This window comes from Citrobacter sp. MGH100 (assembly GCF_001034465.1).
GTDB classification, from domain to species: Bacteria; Pseudomonadota; Gammaproteobacteria; order Enterobacterales; family Enterobacteriaceae; genus Citrobacter; species Citrobacter youngae.
In genome coordinates this window covers 231869-249569 of the sequence record NZ_KQ089801.1, presented here as the reverse complement: position 1 = coordinate 249569, position 17701 = coordinate 231869, and the positions used below count along the sequence as shown (strand labels likewise).

The window sequence follows — 17701 nt, the reverse complement described above, 5'->3', positions numbered from 1 at the left end:
TAACAATGTGATGACATAAATATCGGCTTTTAATGCTCTTCATTAAGCATTTCGCAGCCCCTTTAGCTGATATTTATTTCAGTCACGAGATTAGTTGCTGGTTCTGACCGCTAAGCGGCAGAACATCGCTATAAGTACAACAAACAGGAATACATCGATGACAATGACAGGACTTAAGATTTCTAAAACGCTACTGGCCGTGATGCTGACTTCCGCTGTTGCAACGGGTTCTGCTTATGCAGAAAACGCCACAATGGATAAAGCGCAATCCGGACTCGAAAGTGCGGGGCAGAAAGTCGATAGCTCTATGAACAAAGTCGGTAATTTCATGGATGACAGCACCCTCACCGCCAAAGTAAAAGCCGCGCTGGTGGACCACGAAAGCATTAAGAGCACCGATATCTCCGTCAAAACGGACCAGAAAGTAGTGACGTTAAGCGGGTTTGTTGAAAGCCAGGCGCAGGCCGAAGAGGCCGTTAAAGTCGCGAAAGGCGTTGAGGGCGTGACCTCCGTTAGCGACAAACTGCACGTGCGTGACAGCAAAAATACCTCCGTAAAAGGCTATGCCGGTGATACGGCCATCACCAGCGAAGTGAAAGCTAAGCTGCTGGCCGATGACATTGTCCCTTCCCGCAAGGTGAAAGTTGAGACCACCGATGGCGTTGTGCAACTTTCAGGCACTGTCGATTCACAGGCTCAAAGCGATCGCGCTGAGAGCATCGCCAAAGCGATTGATGGCGTGAAAAGCGTCAAAAACGATCTCAAAACTCAGTAATTAGACTTAATTCGCCCTCCTGACGTTTGTCGGGAGGCGTATTGTGCACCACACTGAAAATATCGCAGATGGGTAGCCTGAGCGCTCATATCAAGCGGTGAAATTAACTATGGTAAAGGAGAAGCATATGTTTCGATGGGGCATCATATTTCTGGTTATCGCGTTAATTGCCGCTGCACTGGGTTTTGGTGGACTGGCGGGTACCGCTGCAGGTGCTGCAAAAATTGTTTTTGTGGTGGGTATCATTCTGTTCCTGGTCAGCCTGTTTACCGGGCGTAAACGACCCTAGTACGTAAACCGTAAAGATAACTTGCTACTGAGCCAGTCCAGCGGACTGGCTTTTACGGTTTTAGCAGCAGGCAATTTGCGTTACTTTGTTGTCCTATTACAAAAACAACAGGAAGGCAGAGGTGGGGCAGAGAATACCCGTCACGCTCGGTAATATCGCGCCGTTATCGTTACGTCCGTTTCAACCAGGCAGTATGGCGCTGGTGTGCGAGGGCGGGGGACAAAGAGGCATCTTCACTGCAGGCGTACTGGATGAATTCATGCGCGCACAGTTCAATCCCTTTGATCTCTTCTACGGGACGTCCGCTGGCGCGCAAAACCTTTCAGCTTATCTCTGTAACCAGCCCGGTTACGGTCGTAAAGTCATCATGCGTTACACTACCCGACGTGAGTTTTTTGACCCGGTGCGCTTTGTGCGCGGGGGAAACTTAATCGACCTCGACTGGCTGGTGGATTCGACCTCGTCCCAAATGCCGCTGGCAATGGATAACGCCGAGCGCCTGTTTGAGGCAGGTAAAGCGTTTTATATGTGCGCCTGCCGGGGAGATGACTACACACCGGGCTATTTTTCGCCGAACCGGCACAATTGGCTGGATCTCATTCGTGCATCCAGCGCGATTCCCGGATTCTACCGCACAGGGGTTGCGCTGGATGGCGTGAACTATCTGGATGGTGGCGTCAGTGACGCCATTCCCGTGCAGGAAGCGGCGAAGCAGGGTGCAAAAACGCTGGTGGTTATCCGCACGGTGCCTTCGCAAATGTACTACACCCCGCAGTGGTTCAAGCGTATGGAACGCTGGCTGGGGGAGAGCAGTCTGCAGCCGCTGGTGAATCTGGTTCAACATCATGAAGCCAGCTACCGCGCTATTCAGCGCTTTATCGAAAAACCGCCGGGCAAGCTGCGTATCTTTGAGATCTACCCACCAAAGCCACTCCATAGTATGGCACTGGGGAGCCGTATTCCGGCATTGCGTGAAGACTACAAAACCGGACGCCTGTGCGGGCGCTATTTTTTGGCAACGATTGGTAAACTGCTGGCGAAAAACGCGCCGCTGCCTCGTCAGACGCCGAAGATTGTGGTGCCGGGACCGGTGGTGGTTCCACCTGCACCCGTTGCCAACGATGCCCATGCGTCCGTTGCAAGCAGCGCGCCCCAGGCTAACGACACCACGTTTGATAATGAGGATTTGGCGTGAGTTTCCGCTTTATCGATACGCATTGTCACTTTGATTTCCCTCCGTTTACTGGCGACGAATCCGCCAGCCTGCAGCGCGCCTGTGAAGCCGGTGTGGGCAGTATTATCGTCCCGGCTACCGAGGCGGCGAACTTTTCCCGCGTGCTGGCGTTAGCGGATAATTATCCCCCGCTGTTTGCCGCGCTGGGCCTGCATCCCATTGTGATTGAACACCACAGCGACGACTGCCTGGACCAACTGCAGCAGGCGCTGGATAAGCGTCCACAAAAGCTGGTGGCAGTAGGTGAGATTGGATTGGATCTGTACCGGGACGATCCGCAATTTGACCAGCAAGAGTGGATTCTGGAGGCGCAGCTGAAGCTGGCGAAGCGTTACGAACTGCCAGTGATCCTGCATTCACGACGTACCCATGACAAGCTGGCTATGCACCTGAAACGCCATGCTTTGCCGCGAACCGGCGTGGTGCATGGATTTTCCGGGAGTTTTCAGCAGGCTGAACGCTTTGTGCAACTGGGCTACAAAATTGGCGTGGGCGGCACCATTACTTATCCGCGCGCCAGCAAAACCCGCGAGGTAATGGCGCAGCTGCCGCTGGAGTCGCTGTTGCTGGAAACCGACGCGCCGGATATGCCGCTCAACGGCTTTCAGGGCCAGCCCAACCGCCCGGAGCAGGTAGTCAGAGTGTTTGACGTCTTATGCGAGCTGCGCCCGGAACCTGCGGACGTGATTGCTGACGCGCTGTATCGGAATACGACGGCGTTGTTTGATTTTTGATTTCCGGATGCGGCGCTTTCGCATCTCATCCGGCATTTCACAGATACAAAGCCGGGAAGATCAAATTATCCACCCCGCGCTCGCGCAATCTTTGCGCCAGGTGCTCCACATCCTCCGGCGTGGCGCTCGGCCAGTCTTTTGCTTCGCCGTATACCCCGTGCGCATGAAAGGCATTCAGCCGCACCGGTACATCACCTGAACGCTTGATAAACGCCGCCAGTGCATCGATATGCTGGAGATAATCCACCTGACCAGGGATAATCAGCAGGCGCAGTTCCGCAAGTTTCCCTTGCCCGGACAGAAAGGTAATACTTTGTTTAATCAGCGTGTTATCGCGCCCTGTCAACTGACGATGACATGCGCTATCCCAGGCTTTTAAATCCAGCATTACGCCGTCGCACACCGGCAACAGCTTTTGCCAGCCGGTTTCGCTCAGCATGCCGTTGCTGTCTACCATGCAGGTCAGGTGTTGCAACTGCGGATCGGTTTTGATCGCGCTAAACAGCGCCACAATAAACGGTAGCTGGGTCGTTGCTTCGCCGCCGCTGACCGTCATTCCTTCAATAAACGGCGAGGCTTTGCGAACATGCTGCAGTACCTCATCAATGCTCATGGTCTGCGCCATCGGCGTAGCCTGCTGGGGGCACATGTGCAGGCAGGTGTCGCATTGCTGGCAAATATCAGATTGCCACCATACTTTTCCCGCGCTCAGACTTAACGCTTCATGTGGGCAATGCAGTACACACTCCCCGCAGTCATTGCAGCGTCCCATCGTCCACGGGTTGTGGCAATTCTTACAGCGCAAATTGCATCCCTGCAGGAACAGGGCCAGGCGACTCCCCGGCCCGTCGACGCAGGAGAAGGGAATCAGCTTACTTACCGAAGCGCATCTGCTGTTCATGGCTAATCACGCGAGGTTGTCGTTCCAGAATGCGCGTATTACGCGCGGCTTCTTCGCCAAGCCAGGTGGTGTTGGTGCGAGAACCTGCGGCACGATATTTTTCCAGATCCGACAGGCGCACCATATAACCGGTGACGCGGACCAGATCGTTACCGCTAACGTTAGCGGTAAATTCACGCATCCCGGCTTTAAATGCGCCGAGGCACAATTGCACCAGCGCCTGAGGATTACGCTTGATGGTTTCATCCAGCGTGAGAATGTCGCTGATACCGGCGTGATAATACGCGTGATGCGGCGCAACGGTTTGCAGATGGGTGATCGGGTCCGGTTCATCACCGTAGGGCAGGCGAGCGCCCGGCGTGGTGCCGATGTCAGAACTGATCCCCGACTGCGCATGCAGCATCGCGCGTTGATTCCAGCCATATTTCACCGGTGTACTTTCTACAAATTCCGCCAGTTGGGCGCTAATGCGATAGCCGAGCTGATTGGCAAACGCATCTTTCCCGTAACGCGCGCATTGCCCTGCTTTTTCACACAGCAGATTTACCGCCTCCGCCAGACCATACATCCCGAACATAGGCACAAAACGTTTGGGATCAATCAACCCTTCCTGCACCAGGAAGCTATTCTCAAAGAAATGTGATTTTTCATAGAGGAATTCACATCGTGCATCAATGATGGCGATTTGCTGCTGGCAGTAGTGCGGTAGGGTGCGCGTAAAGAAGTCATCGACAGAGGTGCTGCGCTCTGCGATGGCTTTCAGATTGAGCCTGACCAGCGTACTTCCGCCGCCAGCCATTGGCAGTGAGTTGTAACAACTGACGACGCCGTAGTGGCCTTTTGTGAAAATTTTATCATTTTCAGGGCCGTTAGAAATGTGCGGTTTACTGCATTCGCAAATATTTTGCGCCACGTTGAGCAGCAGATCGTCAGGGGTAATTTGCGGATCATAAATAAAGGTAAGGTTAGGTGAAACCTGCTTTAACTCTGCATCTGCGCGTAAAATTGCGCGTGTAATCGGCGTGTCGGCGGGGCCAATGTTGGCATGCATAAAGGCATCTGGCAGGGTACGGTCGAGATAGCGCCAGAAACGTTTTATTCGAATATCGATCTCATCTTGTGTTAGAATTCTAACATACGGTTGCAACAGGGCGTCGAGTTGACCGAGATAGACCGGCATCGACGTCACGGACGGAACGTGATGGTAAAGAATAGTGAGTAAGGATAATGCGTCATCGAGATCCTTTGCCCCCTCCAGCTCCAGCCATGATGAGCCGTTGGCCAGAAAACGCGCGTAGTCGGGTAAAACATAACGCGGTTTGAACGGAGCATGGCCTTCGTACATGTCGCAGATCACCCCGTCATCCAGTGCCTGGCGTGCCTCAGCAGGCAGTTGCGGGTAGGGCAGCGCGTTTTCAGCCTCCAGCGCCAGAAAGTGGCGTTTCTGCTCAGGGCTGAGCACCGGACTGGTCACGATTTGTTGGCAACGCTGTTGCAGCGCGAGTTCGCTTGACGTGGGCATCGTTGATTCCTTTTTATCCCGAAGGTGTAACGCCATTGTAGAAAGCAACGCCGCCACAACCTTTGATCCGGATGCGCCTGATGCCACCGCATCCCTTTAGAAAAGGTAATTTATTTGAAGTAGATCTCATTAGAGTAATGCAAATCTGTATGTGGTTTTCATTAACTGTGATGTATATCGAAGTGTAATAGCGAGCGGATGTTAGAATACTAACAAACTCGCAAGGTGAAATTTTATACGGCGATGCCGTTGGAGAATGTTATGACCGATTTAACAGCAAGCAGCCTGCGTGCACTGAAACTGATGGACCTGACCACTCTGAATGACGACGACACCAATGAAAAAGTGATCGCGTTGTGTCATCAGGCGAAGACCCCGGTTGGCAACACTGCCGCAATCTGTATCTATCCGCGTTTCATCCCTATTGCGCGTAAGACTCTGAAAGAGCAGGGTACGCCGGACATCCGCATTGCAACCGTTACCAACTTCCCGCACGGCAACGACGACATCGAGATTGCGTTGGCGGAAACTCGCGCGGCGATCGCCTACGGTGCCGATGAAGTTGACGTGGTGTTCCCGTACCGTGCGCTGATCGCCGGTAACGAGCAGATTGGTTTTGATCTGGTTAAAGCTTGCAAAGACGCGTGTGCGGCGGCAAACGTGCTGCTGAAAGTGATCATCGAAACCGGTGAGCTGAAAGAAGAAGCACTGATTCGCAAAGCGTCTGAAATCTCCATCAAAGCCGGTGCTGATTTCATCAAAACTTCTACCGGTAAAGTGCCGGTCAATGCGACGCCGGAAAGCGCACGCATCATGATGGAAGTGATCCGCGACATGGGTGTTTCTAAAACTGTAGGTTTCAAACCGGCTGGCGGCGTGCGTACTGCAGAAGATGCACAGCAGTTCCTGGCGATTGCCGATGAACTGTTTGGCGCTGACTGGGCTGATTCTCGTCACTACCGTTTTGGCGCATCCAGCCTGCTGGCTAGCTTGCTGAAAGCGCTGGGTCACGGCGACGGCAAGAGCGCAAGCAGCTACTAAGCCCGTAGGCCGGATAAGGCGTAGCCGCCATCCGGCATCATACGACTGCCGGGTGGCGCGTTGCTTACCCGGCTTACAACGGCCTTCTACTCTTTTCCCCCGGGGGTTACCGTGTTTCTCGCACAAGAAATTATTCGTAAAAAACGTGATGGTCATACGCTGAGCGATGAAGAAATTCGTTTCTTTATCAATGGCATTCGCGACAATACCATTTCTGAAGGGCAAATCGCCGCCCTGGCGATGACCATTTTTTTCCACGATATGACAATGCCTGAGCGTGTTTCGCTGACCATGGCAATGCGTGATTCAGGAACCGTGCTGGACTGGAAAAGCCTGCAGTTGAACGGCCCGATTGTGGATAAACACTCTACCGGCGGCGTAGGTGACGTAACGTCACTGATGTTAGGCCCGATGGTTGCTGCGTGCGGCGGCTATATTCCGATGATCTCCGGGCGTGGCCTGGGGCATACCGGCGGTACGCTCGATAAACTTGAAGCGATTCCAGGATTTGACATCTTCCCGGACGACGCCCGTTTCCGTGAAATTATTAAAGACGTGGGTGTGGCGATTATTGGGCAAACCAGCTCGCTCGCACCGGCGGATAAACGTTTTTATGCCACCCGCGATATTACCGCGACGGTGGATTCCATCCCGCTGATTACCGGTTCCATTCTGGCGAAAAAACTGGCGGAAGGGCTGGATGCGTTGGTGATGGATGTGAAAGTGGGCAGCGGTGCCTTTATGCCGACCTACGAGCTCTCTGAAGCCCTTGCTGAAGCGATTGTCGGCGTGGCAAACGGTGCGGGTGTACGTACCACCGCGCTGTTAACCGATATGAACCAGGTGTTGGCCTCCAGCGCAGGTAACGCGGTAGAAGTTCGCGAGGCTGTGCAGTTCCTGACCGGTGAATACCGCAATCCACGTCTGTTAGACGTCACTATGGCGCTGTGCGTGGAAATGCTGATCTCCGGCAAGCTGGCGAAAGATGACGCCGAAGCCCGTGCGAAATTGCAGGCGGTGCTGGATAACGGTAAAGCGGCAGAGATTTTTGGTCGCATGGTTGCGGCGCAGAAAGGCCCGACCGATTTCGTCGAAAATTATGCGAAGTACCTGCCGACGGCAATGCTCAGCAAAGCGGTATATGCTGATACCGAAGGTTTTGTCAGCGCGATGGATACCCGTGCGCTGGGGATGGCGGTCGTTTCCATGGGCGGCGGTCGTCGTCAGGCCTCGGACACCATTGATTACAGCGTTGGCTTTAGCGACATGGCGCGTCTGAGCGACAGCGTAGACGGACAGCGTCCGCTGGCGGTGATCCACGCCAAAGACGAAGCCAGCTGGCAGGAAGCGGCGAAAGCGGTCAAAGCGGCAATTAGCCTTGACGATAAAGCGCCAGAAATTACACCGACAGTCTATCGTCGTATAACCGAATAACTGTATACTGATCTGATCGCTTTTTTGCGGCGCAAGATAGATGCCCTAAATAATTCGAGTTGTAGAAAGGCGACAAACGAGTGAATCCCCGGGAGCGTACATCAGTACGTGACTGGGGTGAATGAGTGAAGTCAACGCATCGACAACTTGAAGTATGACGGGTAATGGAGAACAAGATGAAACGTGCATTTATTATGGTGCTGGACTCCTTTGGTATTGGTGCGACTGAAGATGCGGATCGCTTTGGCGACGTAGGTTCAGACACTATGGGACACATTGCAGAAGCCTGTGCGAAAGGTGAAGCTGACAATGGTCGCAAAGGCCCACTGAATCTGCCTAACCTGACCCGTCTGGGCCTGGTGAAAGCTCACGAAGGTTCTACTGGTAAAATTGCTGCCGGCATGGACGGTAATGCGGAAGTGATTGGTGCCTACGCCTGGGCGCATGAACTCTCTTCCGGGAAAGACACACCGTCTGGCCACTGGGAAATCGCCGGTGTACCGGTTCTGTTTGACTGGGGTTACTTCTCCGATCATGAAAACAGCTTCCCGCAGGAACTGCTGGATAAACTGGTAAAACGTGCCAACCTGCCGGGCTACCTCGGTAACTGCCACTCTTCCGGTACCGTGATTCTGGATCAGTTGGGTGAAGAGCATATGAAAACCGGCAAGCCGATTTTCTATACCTCCGCTGACTCCGTGTTCCAGATTGCCTGTCACGAAGAGACTTTTGGCCTGGATAAACTCTACGAACTGTGCGAAATCGCTCGTGAGGAACTGACCGAAGGTGGTTACAACATCGGTCGTGTTATCGCGCGTCCGTTTATCGGTGATAAAGCCGGTAACTTCCAGCGTACCGGTAACCGTCACGATCTGGCCGTTGAGCCGCCAGCACCGACCGTGCTGCAGAAACTGGTCGACGAGAAAGACGGCCACGTGGTTTCCGTGGGTAAAATCGCGGATATCTATGCGAACTGCGGCATCACCAAAAAAGTGAAAGCCACCGGTCTGGACGCGCTGTTTGACGCCACCATCAAAGAGATGAAAGAAGCCGGTGATAAGACCATCGTCTTCACCAACTTCGTTGATTTCGACTCTTCCTGGGGTCACCGTCGCGATATCGCCGGTTATGCCGCAGGTCTGGAACTGTTCGACCGCCGTCTGCCTGAGCTGATGGAGCTGGTGGGGGAAGATGACATTCTGATCCTGACCGCTGACCACGGCTGCGACCCGAGCTGGACCGGGACTGACCACACCCGTGAACACATTCCGGTACTGGTTTACGGCCCGAAAGTGAAACCAGGTTCTTTAGGTCACCGTGAAACCTTCGCGGATATCGGCCAGACGCTGGCGAGCTACTTTGGTACGTCGCCGATGGACTACGGTAAAAACATGCTGTAATACCCGTTGTCTTTCGCGCTGTAGATGCGTTGACTTCATTCGCTCACCCCGGTCACATAGTTAATCTATGCTCCCGGGGATTCACGAATTCGTCGCCTTCCTACAACGCGAAATCCTTAGGGTATTTCACTGTTTTGCATACGTTTTGTAGGCCTGATAGGCGTAGCCGCCATCAGGCAATAACAACGAAATAAGGATAAAAAATGGCAACTCCACATATTAATGCAGAAATGGGTGATTTCGCTGACGTCGTATTGATGCCGGGCGACCCGCTGCGTGCAAAGCATATTGCTGAAACTTTCCTCGAAGATGTTCGTGAAGTGAACAACGTTCGCGGCATGTTAGGCTTCACCGGTACCTACAAAGGCCGTAAGATTTCCGTAATGGGCCACGGTATGGGTATCCCGTCCTGCTCCATCTATACCAAAGAGCTGATCACCGATTTCGGCGTGAAGAAAATCATTCGCGTAGGCTCCTGCGGCGCTGTGCGTATGGACGTTAAACTGCGTGACGTGGTTATCGGTATGGGTGCTTGCACCGACTCCAAAGTTAACCGTATCCGTTTTAAAGATCATGACTTTGCAGCTATTGCTGACTTCGACATGGTGCGTAACGCCGTTGATGCAGCAAAAGCGCTGGGCGTAGACGCGCGCGTGGGTAACCTGTTCTCCGCTGATCTGTTCTACTCTCCGGACGGCGAAATGTTCGACGTGATGGAAAAATACGGCGTGCTGGGCGTGGAAATGGAAGCGGCGGGCATCTACGGCGTTGCGGCTGAATTTGGTGCGAAAGCGCTGACCATCTGCACTGTATCCGACCATATCCGTACTCACGAGCAGACCACTGCCGCTGAACGTCAGACGACCTTCAACGACATGATCAAAATCGCACTGGAATCCGTTCTGCTGGGCGATAAAGAGTAAGTTGTTTGTGCCCGGTGGCGCTATGCTTACCGGGCCTACAGCAGTATGTAGGCCGGATAAGGCGCAGCCGCCATCCGGCAATTTCAGGCCAGTGCTTAACGCACCGCTCCGGCAATCCATGCCGACAGCTCGCGTAACTCTTTTTCTTGCTCCGGGAAATCAACCAGAAGCGCCTCGCACTCTTGTTGCAGCATATCCGCACGATACAAGCATCCTTGCAGACGACCCGCCAGCGCTTCCAGCGGCGCGGGATTGAGGCTATCGGTGTAGACCTGGGTGCGGGTAATCACGCCTTTTTCAACGTCGAAATGCAGCTCAACGCCGCCCCAGGTGAAACGCTCATCCAACAGGTGCGAGAAGGCCGGCGCCTGACCAAAGTTCCACTCCCAACTGCTCTGGCGGGCAAAGGTTTCGGCAAAGTTCGGCAGATCCGGCGCTTTGTCCGGGGAGATTACCTCGGCTTCTACGCGTTCGCCGTAGTGGGCGAAAAAGGCTTCCGTGATGGCCTGACAGACCTGTTGATGGGTGATGCCCGGTAACAGCTCGGTCAAATTCGCCACGCGCGAGCGAACCGAAGTGATGCCTTTAGCGGCAAGTTTCTTTTTATCGGGATTGAGATAGTTTGCCAGGCGGCTGAGATCGGCATTCAGCAATAGCGTGCCGTGGTGGAATCCGCGGTCTTTCGTTTCACGATAAGCAGAACCAGATACTTTACGATCGCCATCCGGCGTTTTCACCACCAGATCGTTACGCCCGGAGGCATCAGCTTCTACGCCCAGCGTATTCAGCGCATTGAGGACTATTGCCGTGGAGATGGTTTTGTCATATTCCGGTTTACCAGCCATAAAGGTAAAGCAGGTATTACCTAAGTCATGGAACACCGCGCCGCCGCCGCTGCTGCGACGGGCGAGCCGCACGTTGTCTTCCTCCATCCGGCGGGTATTACACTCTTTCCACGGGTTTTGCGCCCGGCCAATCACCACCGTATCGGCGTTACGCCACAAGAACAGGACGCGCTGCGTGGCGGGCATCTGGCGAAAAATGCACTCTTCAACCGCCAGGTTAAACCACGGATCGTAAGAGTCTGAGATAAGCAGGCGTAGTGTGGTCATGGTCGATTTCCTTTCTTTGAATTACTCTTTTTTCTCGTTGTCTTCTTCCTGCACCGGTTTGTTGGCGGTCAGCAGGAAAGGGGATTGCTGCCAGCGGGTACGCTTGCCTTGCAATAATGTACGTGTGAGGACTACACCAATAGCCAGTGACAGAAGCAGCATCAGGCGTAAGATGTTGGTGGTGTTGTCTACCTGCTTCGCTTCGGTGGCAAGCGTGTGGGTGTCGAGTGTCAGGCGCAGATAACCCAGCGGGCCGTTTCTCCCCTGAATGGGCTCAACGATTTGCTGATTAAAATAGCCCCCGGCTTTTTTGCCATCGAGCGCCAGCCGGTCACGGACATCGACACTCTCACCAGTGCGGGTAATCAGATCGCCCTGTTCATCGTACACGCCCGCATCCAGAATACGGCTACTTTCCGTTAACTGCGTGAGTACGGCTTTAATGCGCTTTTCATCCGGTGTTTCGGTGCGCATCAGCGGCGCGATGTTTAAGGTGACCTGGCGGGCCAGTGTACGCGCCAGTTCTTCCAACTGCGGATTACGTTGCTGCTGGTGACTTTGACTAAACCAGGATGCACCCTGCATCAGGGCGACAAGCAACGCGAGACAGAACAATACAATCACTGCACGATGAAGTCGGAATTTCAGTTTTGCGCGAGCCATATTCCACCTGCTGAAAATTTGAGGCTTAATGTTGCCAGAAGCGCTGGTTACAGGGTAGCCTCATGCGTTATTTTCCCCTGATGATTCCGACCCGAACGATTTTACAGGAGCTTTAATGCCTAACATTACCTGGTGCGATCTACCTGAAGATGTCTCTCTGTGGCCAGGTCTGCCCCTCTCTTTAAGCGGTGATGAAGTCATGCCGCTGGATTACCACGCGGGCCGCAGTGGCTGGCTGCTGTACGGTCGTGGGCTGGATAAACAACGTTTAACGCAATACCAGAGCAAACTGGGCGCGGCGATGGTGATCGTGGCGGCGTGGTGCGTTGAGGATTATCAGGTGATTCGTCTGGCGGGCTCGTTAACGCCGCGTGCGGCAAAACTGGCGCATGATGCCAAACTGGATGTTGCCCCGTTGGGTAAAATTCCGCATTTGCGCACGCCGGGTTTGCTGGTGATGGACATGGATTCAACGGCTATCCAGATCGAATGCATTGATGAAATTGCCAAACTGGCCGGGACCGGTGAAATGGTTGCCGAAGTCACCGAACGTGCGATGCGCGGCGAGCTGGATTTTACCGCCAGCCTGCGCAGCCGCGTAGCGACGCTGAAGGGGGCTGATGCCAACATTCTGCACCAGGTGCGCGAAACATTGCCGCTGATGCCAGGCCTGACTCAGCTGGTGTTAAAACTGGAAACGCTCGGCTGGAAAGTGGCTATCGCTTCTGGCGGGTTTACTTTCTTTGCCGATTATTTGCGTAACAAGCTGCGCCTGACGGCAGCTGTAGCGAATGAGCTGGAGATCATGGACGGTAAATTCACTGGCAACGTGATCGGCGATATCGTCGATGCGCAGTACAAAGCCAGTACTCTGAGCCGCCTGGCGCAAGAATATGAGATCCCGATGGCGCAGACGGTGGCGATCGGCGACGGCGCCAACGATCTACCGATGATCAAAACAGCCGGGCTGGGCATTGCGTATCATGCGAAACCCAAAGTGAATGAAAAGACGGAGATTACTATCCGTCACGCTGACCTGATGGGCGTGTTCTGCATTCTCTCTGGCAGCATGAATCAGAAATAATGAGGTAAAACGTGGCAAAAGCTCCTAAACGCGCCTTTGTTTGTAATGAATGCGGGGCCGATTACCCGCGCTGGCAGGGGCAATGCAGCGCCTGTCAGGCCTGGAACACCATAACCGAGGTGCGCCTTGCCGCGTCGCCAACGGTGGCGCGCAACGAGCGACTCAGCGGCTACGCCGGAAATGCGGGCGTCGCAAAAGTGCAGAAGCTTTCTGACATCAGCCTTGAGGAACTGCCGCGTTTTTCTACCGGATTTAAAGAGTTTGACCGCGTGCTCGGCGGCGGTGTGGTGCCTGGCAGCGCTATTCTGATTGGCGGTAACCCCGGCGCGGGGAAATCAACGCTGCTGCTACAAACGCTGTGTAGGCTCGCTGAGCAGATGAAAACCCTGTACGTCACTGGCGAAGAGTCGCTGCAACAGGTGGCGATGCGCGCGCATCGACTTGGCCTGCCGACGGCGAACCTGAACATGCTGTCGGAAACCAGTATCGAACAAATTTGCCTGATTGCCGAAGAAGAACAGCCGAAACTGATGGTGATCGACTCCATTCAGGTGATGCATATGGCGGACATTCAGTCTTCGCCGGGCAGCGTGGCGCAGGTGCGTGAAACTGCGGCTTACCTGACGCGCTTTGCCAAAACGCGCGGCGTGGCGATTGTGATGGTTGGCCACGTCACCAAAGATGGCTCGTTGGCCGGGCCGAAGGTGCTGGAGCACTGTATTGACTGCTCGGTGTTGCTCGACGGTGACGCTGATTCCCGTTTCCGCACTCTGCGTAGCCACAAAAACCGCTTTGGCGCGGTGAATGAGCTGGGCGTCTTTGCCATGACCGAGCAGGGGCTGCGCGAAGTCAGCAACCCGTCTGCAATCTTCTTAAGCCGTGGCGATGAAGTCACTTCCGGTAGTTCGGTGATGGTGGTTTGGGAAGGCACGCGCCCACTGTTGGTAGAGATTCAGGCGCTGGTCGATCACTCAATGATGGCGAACCCGCGTCGCGTGGCGGTCGGTCTGGAACAAAACCGTTTGGCGATTCTGCTGGCGGTGTTACATCGTCATGGCGGCTTACAGATGGCGGATCAGGACGTGTTCGTCAACGTGGTCGGCGGCGTAAAGGTTACCGAAACCAGCGCCGACCTGGCACTGCTGTTGGCAATGGTCTCCAGCCTGCGCGACAGACCGCTGCCACAGGATTTAGTGGTCTTTGGCGAAGTGGGGTTGGCAGGCGAAATCCGTCCGGTACCCAGCGGGCAGGAGCGTATTTCGGAAGCGGCGAAACACGGTTTTCGCCGGGCGATTGTTCCTGCCGCTAACGTACCGAAAAAAGTACCGGAAGGGATGCAGGTCTTTGGCGTTAAGAAGCTTGCGGATGCGTTAAGCGTGTTTGACGACCTATAATCAAATACCCGCCGTCTTTCCGACGGCATTGGGTATTACGTTTATTTTTACAGCAGGAGGCTCTTGTGTCATTTGATTATCTGAAAACCGCCATTAAGCAAAAGGGCTGTACCCTGCAACAGGTGGCGGATGCCAGTGGCATGACCAAGGGATATCTAAGCCAGCTTCTGAATGCCAAAATTAAAAGCCCCAGCGCGCAAAAGCTGGAGGCGTTGCACCGTTTTCTCGGACTGGAGTTTCCGCGTCAGCAGAAAAATATCGGTGTGGTATTCGGTAAGTTTTATCCGCTGCATACCGGCCATATCTATCTTATCCAGCGCGCCTGTAGTCAGGTCGATGAACTGCATATCATTATGGGCTATGACGACACGCGCGATCGTAGTCTGTTTGAAGACAGCGCCATGTCGCAACAGCCCACGGTGCCCGATCGTCTGCGTTGGCTGCTGCAAACCTTTAAGTATCAGAAAAATATTCGTATTCATGCCTTCAATGAAGAGGGCATGGAGCCGTATCCACATGGTTGGGACGTGTGGAGCAACGGAATAAAAACGTTCATGCAGGAGAAAGGGATCCAGCCAAACTGGATCTACACCTCTGAAGAGTCAGATGCCCCGCAATACCTCGAACATTTGGGGATCGAAACCGTGCTGGTGGATCCCAAGCGGACGTTTATGAGCATCAGCGGCGGGCAAATCCGTGAGAACCCGTTTCGCTACTGGGAGTATATTCCCACCGAAGTGAAGCCGTTTTTCGTGCGCACCGTGGCGATCCTCGGCGGGGAGTCGAGCGGTAAATCGACGCTGGTGAACAAGCTCGCCAACATTTTTAACACCACCAGTGCGTGGGAATATGGGCGTGATTACGTTTTCTCCCATTTGGGCGGCGATGAGATGGCGTTGCAGTACTCGGACTACGATAAGATCGCGCTGGGACAGGCACAGTACATTGATTTCGCGGTGAAATATGCCAATAAAGTGGCATTTATCGACACTGACTTTGTGACCACTCAGGCCTTCTGCAAAAAGTACGAAGGGCGTGAACACCCGTTTGTGCAGGCGCTGATTGACGAGTATCGCTTTGACCTGGTTATCCTGCTGGAAAACAACACCCCGTGGGTGGCAGATGGTTTGCGCAGCCTTGGCAGCTCGGTTGACAGAAAAGCGTTTCAGACGCTGCTGGTGGAGATGTTACAGGAAAACAACATCGATTTTGTGCACGTTCAGGAGCCGGACTACGATGGTCGCTTCCTGCGCTGCGTGGAGCTGGTAAAAGAGTTGATGGGCGAACAGAGATAGTTTACATGCCGGATGGCGCTGCGCTTATCCGGCCTACAAGTCGCACTAACCTCGTAGGCCAGATAAGGCGTCACGCCGCCATCCGGCGCTTAACGCTAATTACTTAGAAATACGCTTGTACTTAATACGCTTCGGCTCCAGCGCATCCGCGCCCAGCGTGCGTTTCTTGTACTCTTCGTATTCGGTAAAGTTACCTTCGAAGAATTCCACTTTACCTTCATCCTGGTAGTCCAGAATATGGGTGGCGATACGGTCAAGGAACCAACGGTCGTGCGAGATAACCATCGCGCAGCCCGGGAACTCCAGCAGGGCGTTTTCCAGCGCGCGCAGGGTTTCGATATCCAGGTCGTTGGTTGGTTCATCGAGCAGCAGCATATTACCGCCAACCTGCAGCAGCTTCGCCAGGTGCAGACGACCACGCTCACCACCGGACAGCTCGCCGACGCGTTTACCCTGATCCACACCTTTGAAGTTAAAGCGGCCTACGTAGGCGCGGCTTGGCATCTCGGTGTTGCCGATCTTCATGATATCCAGCCCGCCGGACACTTCTTCCCACACGGTTTTGCTGTTGTCCATGGCATCACGGAACTGGTCAACGGACGCCAGCTTCACGGTTTCACCCAGCTCAATGGTGCCGCTATCAGGCTGTTCCTGACCGGACATCATGCGGAACAGGGTCGATTTACCCGCGCCGTTCGGACCGATGATGCCGACGATAGCGCCTTTCGGTACTGAGAAGCTCAAATCGTCAATCAGTACGCGATCGCCGTAGGATTTACGCAGATTGGTGACTTCAACGACTTTATCGCCCAGACGAGGTCCTGGTGGAATAAACAGTTCGTTGGTTTCGTTACGTTTCTGGTATTCGGTATTGTTGAGTTCTTCAAAGCGCGCCAGACGGGCTTTGCCCTTAGACTGACGGCCTTTAGCGCCCTGGCGTACCCACTCGAGCTCTTTCTCAATGGATTTACGGCGAGCCGCTTCCTGAGAGGCCTCCTGGGCCAGACGCTGATCTTTCTGCTCCAGCCAGGAAGAGTAGTTACCTTCCCACGGAATACCTTCACCGCGGTCAAGCTCCAGAATCCAACCCGCTACGTTGTCGAGGAAGTAACGGTCGTGGGTAATGGCCACCACGGTGCCTTCGAAGTCATGCAGGAAGCGTTCCAGCCACGCCACGGATTCGGCGTCCAGGTGGTTAGTCGGTTCGTCGAGCAGCAGCATGTCTGGTTTTTCCAGCAGCAGGCGGCACAGCGCGACGCGGCGGCGTTCACCACCGGAAAGCTTCTCAATTTTGGCATCCCAGTCCGGCAGACGCAGGGCATCGGCGGCACGTTCGAGCTGTACATTCAGATTATGACCGTCGTGCGCCTGAATAATCTCTTCAAACTTGCCCTGTTGCGCAGCAAGTTTATCGAAGTCGGCGTCTGGCTCTGCGTACTTGGCGTACACTTCATCCAGACCTTTCAGCGCGTTAACCACTTCGGCAACCGCTTCTTCAACGGATTCGCGAACGGTATGTTCCGGGTTTAGTTTCGGTTCCTGCGGCAGGTAACCGATTTTAATGCCAGGCTGTGGGCGAGCTTCGCCTTCGATATCGGTATCAATGCCGGCCATGATGCGCAGCAGGGTAGATTTACCCGCGCCGTTCAGACCGAGTACACCGATTTTGGCGCCAGGGAAGAAGCTCAGTGAGATGTTTTTAAGAATATGACGTTTCGGCGGAACGACTTTGCCGACACGATGCATGGTATAAACGAATTGGGCCACGTTGGACTCGCCTCTAATGTTTATCCCGTCATACTTCAAGCCGCAGATGCGTTGGCTGTGTCGTTCACCCCAGTCACGTACTTTTGTACGCTCAGGGGATTCACTCCCTCGCCGCCTTGCTGCAACTTGAATT

At 54.2% G+C, this 17701-nt stretch carries 16 protein-coding genes; 11 read left to right on the top strand and 5 right to left on the bottom strand.

Features of this window, described 5'->3' with window-relative positions:
- Positions 1-157: 157 nt before the first annotated feature.
- From osmY to SK32_RS12790, 4 genes are all read left to right on the top strand, one after another.
- The gene (gene osmY / locus SK32_RS12800) at positions 158-775 is read left to right on the top strand and encodes a molecular chaperone OsmY (RefSeq protein ID WP_048212775.1); all 618 of its coding nucleotides are present in this window, start codon (positions 158-160) and stop codon (positions 773-775) included.
- A 127-nt stretch (positions 776-902) separates the two neighbouring features.
- A complete protein-coding gene (locus SK32_RS24785) occupies positions 903-1064 on the top strand; it encodes a DUF1328 domain-containing protein (RefSeq protein WP_003019081.1) in 162 nt (53 codons plus the stop codon).
- 121 nt (positions 1065-1185) lie between these two features.
- Complete coding sequence (locus SK32_RS12795; protein ID WP_048212774.1) at positions 1186-2259, top strand: patatin-like phospholipase family protein; 1074 nt, start codon at positions 1186-1188, stop codon at positions 2257-2259.
- Positions 2256-3032 carry a metal-dependent hydrolase gene (locus SK32_RS12790; RefSeq protein ID WP_048212773.1) on the top strand — a complete coding sequence of 259 codons (777 nt, stop codon included), beginning with the start codon at positions 2256-2258 and terminating at the stop codon, positions 3030-3032. The genes SK32_RS12795 and SK32_RS12790 overlap by 4 nt, the downstream gene beginning before the upstream one ends.
- Before the next feature lie 37 nt (positions 3033-3069).
- Here the strand turns inward: SK32_RS12790 and SK32_RS12785 are convergent, their stop codons facing one another.
- A complete protein-coding gene (locus SK32_RS12785; protein WP_048212772.1) occupies positions 3070-3933 on the bottom strand; it encodes a YjjW family glycine radical enzyme activase in 864 nt (287 codons plus the stop codon).
- On the bottom strand, positions 3905-5455 hold the full coding sequence (locus tag SK32_RS12780; protein WP_048212771.1) for a YjjI family glycine radical enzyme: 1551 nt from the start codon (positions 5453-5455) through the stop codon (positions 3905-3907). Before SK32_RS12780 ends, SK32_RS12785 begins: the two co-directional genes overlap by 29 nt.
- Positions 5456-5716: 261 nt before the next feature.
- Here SK32_RS12780 and deoC point away from each other — a divergent pair, with 261 nt between their 5' ends.
- From deoC to deoD, 4 genes are all read left to right on the top strand, one after another.
- Entirely contained in the window at positions 5717-6496 is a 780-nt protein-coding gene (gene deoC / locus SK32_RS12775) for a deoxyribose-phosphate aldolase (protein WP_003019042.1), read from the top strand.
- A 111-nt stretch (positions 6497-6607) separates the two neighbouring features.
- Positions 6608-7930: a thymidine phosphorylase gene (deoA, locus tag SK32_RS12770; RefSeq protein WP_048212770.1), complete on the top strand. Its 1323-nt coding sequence runs from the start codon at positions 6608-6610 to the stop codon at positions 7928-7930.
- 176 nt (positions 7931-8106) lie between these two features.
- A complete protein-coding gene (deoB, locus tag SK32_RS12765) occupies positions 8107-9330 on the top strand; it encodes a phosphopentomutase (protein ID WP_003019037.1) in 1224 nt (407 codons plus the stop codon).
- A gap of 203 nt (positions 9331-9533) precedes the next feature.
- Complete coding sequence (deoD, locus tag SK32_RS12760; RefSeq protein ID WP_000224864.1) at positions 9534-10253, top strand: purine-nucleoside phosphorylase; 720 nt, start codon at positions 9534-9536, stop codon at positions 10251-10253.
- Between the two features lie 95 nt (positions 10254-10348).
- Here deoD and lplA read toward each other — a convergent pair whose 3' ends face one another.
- Positions 10349-11365, bottom strand: a complete 1017-nt coding sequence (gene lplA, locus SK32_RS12755; protein WP_048212769.1) for a lipoate--protein ligase — start codon at positions 11363-11365, stop codon at positions 10349-10351.
- Positions 11366-11386: 21 nt separating this feature from the next.
- Positions 11387-12028, bottom strand: a complete 642-nt coding sequence (locus SK32_RS12750; RefSeq protein WP_048212768.1) for a YtjB family periplasmic protein — start codon at positions 12026-12028, stop codon at positions 11387-11389.
- A 115-nt stretch (positions 12029-12143) separates the two neighbouring features.
- Between SK32_RS12750 and serB the strand changes: the two genes are divergently transcribed.
- The 3 genes from serB (at position 12144) to nadR (ending at position 15801) form a co-directional block, all read left to right on the top strand.
- Positions 12144-13112 (top strand): phosphoserine phosphatase, encoded by a 969-nt coding sequence (gene serB / locus SK32_RS12745; RefSeq protein WP_048212767.1) that lies wholly within the window; start codon positions 12144-12146, stop codon positions 13110-13112.
- An 11-nt stretch (positions 13113-13123) separates the two neighbouring features.
- The gene (radA, locus tag SK32_RS12740) at positions 13124-14506 is read left to right on the top strand and encodes a DNA repair protein RadA (protein ID WP_001728171.1); all 1383 of its coding nucleotides are present in this window, start codon (positions 13124-13126) and stop codon (positions 14504-14506) included.
- Positions 14507-14571: 65 nt separating this feature from the next.
- On the top strand, positions 14572-15801 hold the full coding sequence (gene nadR, locus SK32_RS12735; RefSeq protein ID WP_048212766.1) for a multifunctional transcriptional regulator/nicotinamide-nucleotide adenylyltransferase/ribosylnicotinamide kinase NadR: 1230 nt from the start codon (positions 14572-14574) through the stop codon (positions 15799-15801).
- A gap of 99 nt (positions 15802-15900) precedes the next feature.
- Here the strand turns inward: nadR and ettA are convergent, their stop codons facing one another.
- Entirely contained in the window at positions 15901-17568 is a 1668-nt protein-coding gene (gene ettA, locus SK32_RS12730; protein WP_048212765.1) for an energy-dependent translational throttle protein EttA, read from the bottom strand.
- Positions 17569-17701 lie beyond the last annotated feature (133 nt).